Origin of the sequence: Streptomyces sp. 8L, assembly GCF_020176795.1 — a bacterium.
Taxonomy (GTDB): Bacteria; Actinomycetota; Actinomycetes; order Streptomycetales; family Streptomycetaceae; genus Streptomyces.
The window spans coordinates 1-5,333 of record NZ_JAIUKE010000637.1 but is presented as its reverse complement, the minus strand read 5'-3'; the positions used below and the strand labels follow the sequence as shown (position 1 = coordinate 5,333).

Genomic DNA, 5,333 nt, shown 5'->3' with positions numbered 1-5,333 from the left:
GTCTCGGCGCGGGGGCCGGCTTCGGGGTGGTCGAGGTCGCGGTGCGGCTGATCGACTCGCTGGATCTCGCGTCCGGCGGCTTCTGGGCGAACCCCGCGCTGTACGCGCTGCTGGTGGCGGGCGGAGCCGCGTTCCTGCTGCTGACGTCGGCGCTCCAGCGCGGGTCGGTGACGACCGCCACGGCGGGCATGGTCGTGGGCGAGACCGTGGGCCCCGCGCTGGTGGGCGTTCTCTGGCTCGGGGACCGCACCCGGGAGGGCCTCGGCTGGGTGACCGTGCTCGGCTTCGCCGTGGCGGTGGCGGGCGCGCTGGCCCTCGCGCGCTTCGGCGAGGCACCGGAGGCGACGGCGCCCGCGGGCGGGGCGGATGCGCCGGACGCGTCACCGGCGCCCGGCGCGGCGCCGGCGGCGGGCGCGTCACCGACCCCGGGCGCTTCACCGGCGCCGGACGCGCCGGACACGGCGGGGCTGCCGTAGGCAGGGACGGACACGCCGGGAACGGACAGGGCGGGAACGGACACGCCGGGAACGGGCAGGAAGGGCTCGTCCGCCCCTGGCCGACGTCCACGTCCGCGCAGAGGCGTCCCAGCGGATCGGCCGATCCGATCAGCGGACCCGAACAGCCGACCCGATCGGCCGGTCAGCGGATCACGTGCGGCAGGAACCGCGCGTACTCGTCCGTTATCAGGCCCGACGACTCCCTGATGCCCAGACCCGCCGCCTCGTCCTCGACCACCCACGCGCCGAGCACCACCCGGTTGCCGTCGAACTCCGGGAGCGCCGCGAGCTCCTGGTAGCAGCAGGGCTCGTCCCGTACGGCCGGATGTCCGCCGGGGCCGTGCAGCAGTACGCCGTCGCCCTCGCGGCCCAGCAGCGGCTTGGAGACGTATCCGGGCCCCGCCGCGGCGAGTTCACGGGGGCCGTCCAGATAGGCGGGGAGCAGGTTCGGATGGTCCGGGTACAGCTCCCAGAGGACGGCCAGCAGCGCCTTGTTGGACAGGAGCATCTTCCACGCGGGTTCGATCCAGCACGTGCTTCCCGTACCGCCGCCGTTGTCCAGCGTTTCGAGGACGTGCGGGCCGAACTCGTCGGTGGCCAGCCACTCCCACGGGTAGAGCTTGAAGCAGCCGCGGATGAAGCGGAGCTTGTCGTCCACGAACCGGCCCGCGATGGAGTCCCAGCCGATCGCCTCGACGGACAGGGCCTCGGTGTACAGGCCCGCCTGTTCCGCCGTCTCGCGCAGGTACGCGACCGTCATCAAGTCCTCGCCCAGTTCGTCCAGTTCGCTGTGGACGAAGTGCAGCGGGCCGGGCGGCAGCAGCGGCGCCTGCCGTTTCCAGGCCTCGACGAGCCGCTCGTGCAGCGAGTTCCACTGGTCGGCGCCGGGGAAGCGGTCCTCCATCCAGAACCACTGCGCGCTCGCCGCCTCCACCAGGGAGGTGGGGGTGTCGGCGTTGTACTCCAGCATCTTGGCCGGGCCGCCCGCGCCGTCGTACCGCAGATCGAACCTGCCGTACAGGGACGGCAGTTCACGCCTGCGCCGCCAGGACTCGCCGACCGCGTCCGCGAGGGCCCGGTCGGTGATGCCGAGATCGGCGAAGCGGTCCCGTGCCACGATGTGGTCGGCCGCGGCCAGACACATCGCGTGCAGCTCCTCGACCACGTCCTCCAGCGCCTCGACCTCGGGCAGGGTGAAGGAGTAGTACGCGCTCTCGTCCCAGTAGGGGCGCAGCGAGTCGTCGGGGTAGCGGGTGAGCGGGTAGACGACGCCCTGCTCCTCCACGATCCGCTGCCAGTCGGGGCGCGGCTCGATGGTGTGGCGCTTCACCGGCGCCCGCCGGGGGCGCGCGGGTCCGTGAGCCGCTTCGCGGCGTCCTCAGCCACCGCTGGACCCGTGCCGGCCGCCGCCGAAGCCGCCGCTCTTGACGGCCGACTTGCTGTAACTCCCGCCCGAGACACGGCCGTGGCTGACGGAACCGCCGTAGTAGTAGTGGCCCGTGCCGCCCGGCTTGCACCTGCTGTCCGGCAGGAGCTTGTGCGTGTCCGGGTCCACGCAGCGCTTGTCCGGATCGCTGCCGCATGCCACGAGCGTGGTGGCGAGCAGCCCCATGCCCCCGAGCACGACGGCGCCCGACTTCAACTTCCGGCGCGTGTCCACGCGCCACCCCCTTGTTGTGGTTCCTCCGGCCGTGGCCGAATCCGATGCACAGTAGTACGTACGTACGCCATGCCACCAGCCGCCGACGGCGGCGGCCCCCGCGCCGGGGGGCGTCGGGCCCGGCGTCAGGGCAGGACCCGGCACAGCGCGTCCAGCGCCCCGGCCCACGCGCTGTCCGACGGCGTCGCGTACCCGACCACCAGCGCGTCCCTGCCCGCCACTTCGGGCCGGTCGCGGGCGTCCTCGTGGACGAACCCGCGCAGCCCGTCCACGGCGAGTCCTTGCCACGCCGCTGCCGAGACCACCGACTCCTCGGTGCCCGGCGGGAGTTCGAGTACGGCGTGCAGGCCGGCCGCGATGCCCGTCACCCGCACGCCGGGCGCGCGCTCGCCGACGGCCGCGACGAGCTGGTCCCGCCTGCGCCGGTAGCGCAGCCGCATGGCGCGTACGTGCCGGTCGTACGCGCCCGACGTGATGAACTCCGCGAGCGTCAGCTGGTCGAGCGCGCCCGGCGCCCAGTCGGCGTGGCCCTTCGCCGCCACCGCCTCCGCGGTCACCGCGCGCGGCAGCACCATCCAGCCGATGCGCAGACCGGGCGCGAGCGACTTGCTCGCGGTGCCGAAGTACACGACGCGCTCGGGGTCCAGGCTCTGCACGGCGCCCACCGGCTGCCTGTCGTACCTGAACTCGCCGTCGTAGTCGTCCTCCAGGACCAGCCCGCCGGTGGCGCGCGCCCAGTCGACGACGGCAGCGCGCCGGCCGGGGGGCAGGGCCGTGCCGGTGGGGAACTGGTGCGCGGGCGTCAGCAGGACGGCGCCCGCGTCGCGCAGGCCGGGGAGTTCGCCGAGCGCGGCCGTACGCGTGCCGTGCTCGTCCGCGGGCAGGGCGGGGGCCAGCAGCCCCGTGTCCGTCAGCAGCGCCCGGTACTCCGGTACGCCGAACGGCTCGACGGCGACCTTCCGTACGCCCCGCGCGCCCAGGACGGCCCCGATCAGGCGCAGCCCGTGGACGAAGCCCGCGCACACGACGACGCGGTCCGGGTCGGCGTGCACACCGCGCGCCCGCGCCAGGTATGCGGCGAGGGCGGTGCGCAACTCGACGCGGCCCCGGGGATCGCCGTATCCGAACGCCTCGTGCGGCGCGGCCGTCAGCGCGCGCCGCGCGGCGGCGCGCCCCCCCGCCCGGGGGGGGCTGGGCAGGGGCGGGCGGCCGGGGGGCCGGGGGGGGCCGGCGGCCCGCCCGGGCCCCGCCGGGGCCCCCCCCCCCCCCCCCGCCGCGGCCGGCGCCGTCGCCCCCCCCCCCCCCGCGGCGGCGAGCCACCGCGCACGGGGGAAGCTGGCCAGGGTCGGGCTGCCGGGCCGCAGGTCGAAGCGGGCACCCGCGCCGGGCCGCGCGGCGGGCGGGGGCGGAGGCGCGCCCGCCGACTGGCCGACCACGCGGCGCGGCGCCGTGCGCGGGGCGACGCGGGTGCCGGAGCCCTGGCGTGCGGTGAGCCAGCCCTCGGCGGCGAGTTCCGCGTACGCGTCGGCGACGGTGTTGCGCGCGATCGACAGGTCGGCCGCGAGGGCACGGGACGGCGGCAGCCGGGTGCCGGGCGCGAGCCGTCCGGTGCGTACGGCCTCGCGCAGGGCGTCCATGAGGGAGGCCCGCAGCCCGCGGCCGGGGCGCAGGTCCAGGCGGTCGAGGTGCAGATCGGCGCCTGAGGCGGCGGCGGTGTCCGGAGCGTCGGAGGCGACGACTGTTGCCGGAGCGTCAGAGGCGACGGGAGCGGCGGTGGTGTCCGGAGCGTCCGAACGGGTTTCGCGGGCGGTGTCGCCCTCCGGTGGACGGATCGGATTGGCCCATGAATCCCTCATGGAAATGGACCATACTCCTGTGCCACCCCGCCTCTACGGTGGACGCATGACGACGAACGAACGCATCCCGGAGCACACTCCCCGACTCGACATGGCGGCCCTCGCCCCCGACGTCTACAAGGCCATGGTCCGGCTCGACGCCGCCGCGCGGCACGGCGTCGACCCGACCCTGCTGGAACTGGTGAAGATCCGCGCCTCGCAGATCAACCACTGCGCCTTCTGCGTGGACATGCACTCCAAGGACGCGCTGGCCAAGGGCGAGACCGTGGAGCGCGTCATCCAGCTCAGCGCGTGGGAGGAGTCGCAGCACTTCTACACACGCAAGGAGGTCGCGGCCATCGAGCTGACCGAGGCCATCACGGTCCTGACGGACGGCTTCGTGCCGGACGAGGTGTACGAGAAGGCGGCGGAGCAGTTCAGCGAGACGGAACTGGCACACCTGATCTCCGCGATCACGGTCATCAACGCGTGGAACCGCTTCGGTGTCAGCACCCGGATGGTTCCTGGCCACTACACCCCGGCCGCACATCAGCACTGAGCCGCGCATCAGCACTGAGCAGGCGACGGGCCCGCACGGCACGGCACGGTCGCATCCGTCCCGCCGCACGGCACGCCACCCGCCACCGACCACCCGCGATCCGCGATCCGCGATCCGTCGCCACCGAACGGGGTATCCCCAGCCATGCCGCTCCCAGAGTCCCCCTGTGCCTCCGCCGCCTCCCCGGTCGCCGGGTTCCGCGCCGCGCACCACGGCAGGGCGCCGGAGGACCCCCTGGTCCTGCCGGGACCCTGGGACGCGGGCAGCGCGCGGGCGTTCAGGGACGCGGGCTTCTCCGCGCTCGCCACGCCGAGTGCGGGGGTCGCCGCCTCCCTCGGCCACGAGGACGGCGCGCTGCCCTTCACGGAGATGTTCGCCGCGGTCGCGCGCATCACGCGGGCGGTGGACGTGCCGGTCTCGGCGGACCTTGAGGGCGGGTACGGGCTGGCGCCGAAGGAACTGGTGGAACGCGCCCTGGAGGCGGGCGCGGTGGGCTGCAACCTGGAGGACTCCGAGCGCCATGTCCTCAAGGACCCACGGCGCCACGCGGACTGGCTGGCCGAGGTGGTCGCGGCGGCCGACGGCGCCCTGGTGCTCAACGCGCGCGTCGACACGTTCCTCGCGGGCGACACCGACCCCGCGTCGGCCGTGGCCCGCGCCCGCCTCTACGTGGCGGCGGGCGCGGACTGCGTCTACCCGATCGCCTGCCCCCGCGACGCCGTCCCGGCGCTGCGCGCGGGCATCGAGGGGCCGATCAATGTGGTCTCGCCCTCCCCCGGCCC

5 protein-coding genes and 1 pseudogene are annotated in these 5,333 nt (G+C 75.0%); 3 read left to right on the top strand and 3 right to left on the bottom strand.

Annotated features, from left to right (window positions below):
- Positions 1-476: pseudogene (locus tag LCE31_RS36175) on the top strand (hypothetical protein); the annotation flags it as partial.
- Between the two features lie 163 nt (positions 477-639).
- On the opposite strand, the gene LCE31_RS36170 reads toward LCE31_RS36175, so the two are convergent.
- The 3 genes from LCE31_RS36170 to LCE31_RS36160 form a co-directional block, all read right to left on the bottom strand.
- Complete coding sequence (locus tag LCE31_RS36170; protein WP_225022134.1) at positions 640-1,827, bottom strand: glutathionylspermidine synthase family protein; 1,188 nt, start codon at positions 1,825-1,827, stop codon at positions 640-642.
- Between the two features lie 48 nt (positions 1,828-1,875).
- On the bottom strand, positions 1,876-2,157 hold the full coding sequence (locus LCE31_RS36165; RefSeq protein WP_374118671.1) for a hypothetical protein: 282 nt from the start codon (positions 2,155-2,157) through the stop codon (positions 1,876-1,878).
- A gap of 125 nt (positions 2,158-2,282) precedes the next feature.
- Positions 2,283-4,013 carry an aminotransferase-like domain-containing protein gene (locus LCE31_RS36160; RefSeq protein WP_441349434.1) on the bottom strand — a complete coding sequence of 577 codons (1,731 nt, stop codon included), beginning with the start codon at positions 4,011-4,013 and terminating at the stop codon, positions 2,283-2,285.
- A 46-nt stretch (positions 4,014-4,059) separates the two neighbouring features.
- Between LCE31_RS36160 and LCE31_RS36155 the strand changes: the two genes are divergently transcribed.
- Together LCE31_RS36155 and LCE31_RS36150 are read left to right on the top strand one after the other, a co-directional pair.
- Complete coding sequence (locus LCE31_RS36155; RefSeq protein ID WP_225022133.1) at positions 4,060-4,551, top strand: carboxymuconolactone decarboxylase family protein; 492 nt, start codon at positions 4,060-4,062, stop codon at positions 4,549-4,551.
- 144 nt (positions 4,552-4,695) lie between these two features.
- A partial coding sequence (locus tag LCE31_RS36150; RefSeq protein WP_225022131.1) for an isocitrate lyase/PEP mutase family protein occupies positions 4,696-5,333 on the top strand: 638 nt, incomplete at its 3' end.

Excerpts from the sequence above, each read along its gene's own strand:
- LCE31_RS36155 (WP_225022133.1), top strand. The coding sequence starts at position 4,060 with ATGACGACGAACGAACGCATCCCGGAGCACACTCCCCGACTCGACATG.
- LCE31_RS36160 (WP_441349434.1), bottom strand. The coding sequence starts at position 4,013 with ATGAGGGATTCATGGGCCAATCCGATCCGTCCACCGGAGGGCGACACC.